Origin of the sequence: Parapedobacter deserti (assembly GCF_042646065.1) — a bacterium.
In the GTDB taxonomy this organism is placed as follows: Bacteria; Bacteroidota; Bacteroidia; order Sphingobacteriales; family Sphingobacteriaceae; genus Parapedobacter; species Parapedobacter deserti.
Genome location: NZ_JBHRTA010000050.1, coordinates 1 through 2,718, shown reverse-complemented (window position 1 = coordinate 2,718; position 2,718 = coordinate 1). Strand labels below are relative to the sequence as shown.

The window sequence follows — 2,718 nt, the reverse complement described above, 5'->3', positions numbered from 1 at the left end:
ATTTGACGAAATGAGACTAAAAGGTATTTCCTATGATACAAGAGATAACGCGTATCATAATTTTCTCAATACTAACCCCACCATCAAAGACAAGCAACTCTACCGGACGTTTACGCTTGATCCCTGGCGTTTTTGGGAGTGGAAAGAATGGTTAGATCACTTCGATCGTTTCACCCTGCCGTATATTTCCGAGGAAGAGCTTCGAAAGAATATGCGACTGTAACCATCATACATGAAACCATACATGAAACCATACATGCCTATTTGGCAAAGCATAATATCGATATGAACTTTCAGCATCAGGAGATGTTTCTAAAATACAGGACTACGATAGCAGGTGCTCTGGTACAAATGTATGGAACAGACCAACAATTGGCCGATGATTTAGCATTCGCTGGGTTGACCGTACAACACCAAAACTACGATTGGTGGGATGGTATATGACAACAATCCCACAAAATACAAGAAGTAGAATTATGAACACTATATATGGACACCAAAATGGAACTCAAGGCACAACATTATGTAACCCATAAATGGATGATTGCTTTTTTGGTATTTGTCACGTTCGGTAACGACGTAATATGCCAAACTGTTTCTTCTCTGAAAGAGGATGGGGATAGTACAGGTACTCACAAAATCGAACATATTCACCGTGAAATAGATAGCTTGTTCTGGGTTTCAACAAGTGATTACCTCAATGTCAACCCATCTCAACATTTTCTTTTTAGTATCAAATTCGAGCTGGGCTCTGCCGAGGAAATTATCAACATTGTACCCAGCACGAATATGGATACGGTGTTTGAGAAAAGTATCGATGGCCTGCGTAACAATACAAGGAAGAATTTATTCGAAGGTACCGGATATCGGAATACAGCTGTTATCGTACCCGTATTTATTTTCGTAACAGATAAACCGAGCTATCAAAAATCGCTTTTTAAAATCAAAGACATATGGAATTACAACAATGCAAATGACTGGCCCGCCAATGCCGTTATCTTACCTCCAATATATGAAGCCTCATCAAAATCCCATGTAACTCTGAGAATTGATGAAAGTGATTTAGATAATAGGCCGAAAAGTTGCGAAAGCGTATCCCCAAAGTTTTCCGAAAAACCAACGCTGAATGTTAATGACGGAGGTGGTCTTGAACGTCAGCCATAATGTTAATAACCCAACAGCGTCCCCAATGTGGCTATTTGAAAATCCATCCGGATATAGCAAACGTAATCATAATACGACTAAAACTATAAATAAGGGCTTTCCGTTACGCAGGCTCAATAACCTGGCCCCCAAACAGGTTCACAGGCCCGATTGGGGATTAGTTGAGGATGTAATGAATGGTGATGCACCATTAAGCTCACTCAGTAAGGATTGTCCTGATTAAAAGAAAGGTTATGATTCGAAAAGTTGTCGTCAATTTGGTTGTAAGTTTGTTTGTCGTTCCTATTCTGGCGTTATCAAGACATTGGGAAAATTTCATCCATGGGATTAAAAGCGGAATATACAAGTTTGAAGACGCATATTATGAGACATTTTGGGAATACCTTAGGGTATTATTACACTCCATAGGATATGTTTTTCTACCCTTATTTTTCTCTATCTTAGTTTTTTTTCCTTTTCAGGCGATCAAAGACTGGCGCTATAGTAGACGCAAAAATGGGTTTTCGTTGTGGGTAAAGTGTTTGATCTTGACAGGAATCATCTGTTTTTGGGCGGTATTTCTGCCCTACGTTCCGTCGCCAGATTGGCAGGATAATCTCAATCTTTTGGTACGCATCGTTATCATCAGTATTCCCGTTTCGATACTTTTGTATTTTATGGTGGATCGGTATTCAGAGAAGTGAATGGTACACGCAGCAACTGGACGCCAGCGACCCGGCGGAGAAGCTGATCCTGAGGTGGAAAGATGCCTGGATTGTGGAAACACGCAGTGGCAACCGGGTGGTGGCACCAGCGCCAGAGCATTAGCTCCCCAGGTTCTTCGACCGGACTGGGATGAGGTAGAAGCTGTATTGAACGGAAATGCATCTTTGGGCACGTTAAGCAAAGATTGCCCGGATTAATTTAATCGAAGTGTATGAAAACAATTTATTATATTTCGTTGGTTTTATGTGGATTATCGCTCTGTGTGTTTTTGTTTGCTCCGTATGGAGGGATGCAGGGGATTTTGAATGTCGTTAAAAGAGGGTTTTATGACGAACAGTATATTAGCCGGTCCTTTGGTGTCAATCTCGCGAGCGTAATTTTACACCTTAATAAAGCAGTAGCCATATTGTTTTTCGGTGCTATTCTTTTTTGTTTGCTATTGCCTTTTTTTCATAACATGTATCCATCCCTCAAACATAAACTCGCCCTTGGGTGTCTCCTAACCATTTCACTTATCGTCGCACTCCCAAAAATCGCGTCATTTTTTACGTTTATATAAGGGCGAAGGCTTCAATTAACTTGGCCGTTTTGTAAACGGGTGCAATGGCTGGGCATACACCTTCTAAATTGTCACAGGAAATGCGTAAGCTTAAATCGGACGGTGATAACCGGGTAACCACTTTCCCGAGCAATAATCAGGATGCAGTACCAACAGTAATGGACCCTGCGACTAATATCCAAGACGATGAAAAAGAGAAAGAAAAGTCGGGTTATTAGAACTGCAATATGGCTGTTTTCCATAGTTGCGGTGCTATGGGTGTCAAACTATACTATTGTCGGATATTTCTT

Annotated in this window: 5 protein-coding genes; all 5 read left to right on the top strand. The window is 40.9% G+C overall.

The annotated features are described in order from the left end of the window. On the top strand, positions 1 to 223 hold a 223-nt coding region (locus ACFOET_RS17790; protein WP_379025182.1), incomplete at its 5' end, for a hypothetical protein. A 62-nt stretch (positions 224 to 285) separates the two neighbouring features. Continuing rightward, the gene (locus ACFOET_RS17785) at positions 286 to 444 is read left to right on the top strand and encodes a hypothetical protein (protein WP_379025180.1); all 159 of its coding nucleotides are present in this window, start codon (positions 286 to 288) and stop codon (positions 442 to 444) included. A 45-nt stretch (positions 445 to 489) separates the two neighbouring features. Further along, the gene (locus ACFOET_RS17780; RefSeq protein ID WP_379025178.1) at positions 490 to 1,164 is read left to right on the top strand and encodes a hypothetical protein; all 675 of its coding nucleotides are present in this window, start codon (positions 490 to 492) and stop codon (positions 1,162 to 1,164) included. Between the two features lie 683 nt (positions 1,165 to 1,847). Beyond that, positions 1,848 to 2,066: a hypothetical protein gene (locus tag ACFOET_RS17775; protein WP_379025176.1), complete on the top strand. Its 219-nt coding sequence runs from the start codon at positions 1,848 to 1,850 to the stop codon at positions 2,064 to 2,066. A 406-nt stretch (positions 2,067 to 2,472) separates the two neighbouring features. Next, entirely contained in the window at positions 2,473 to 2,646 is a 174-nt protein-coding gene (locus tag ACFOET_RS17770) for a hypothetical protein (protein ID WP_379025174.1), read from the top strand. Positions 2,647 to 2,718 lie beyond the last annotated feature (72 nt).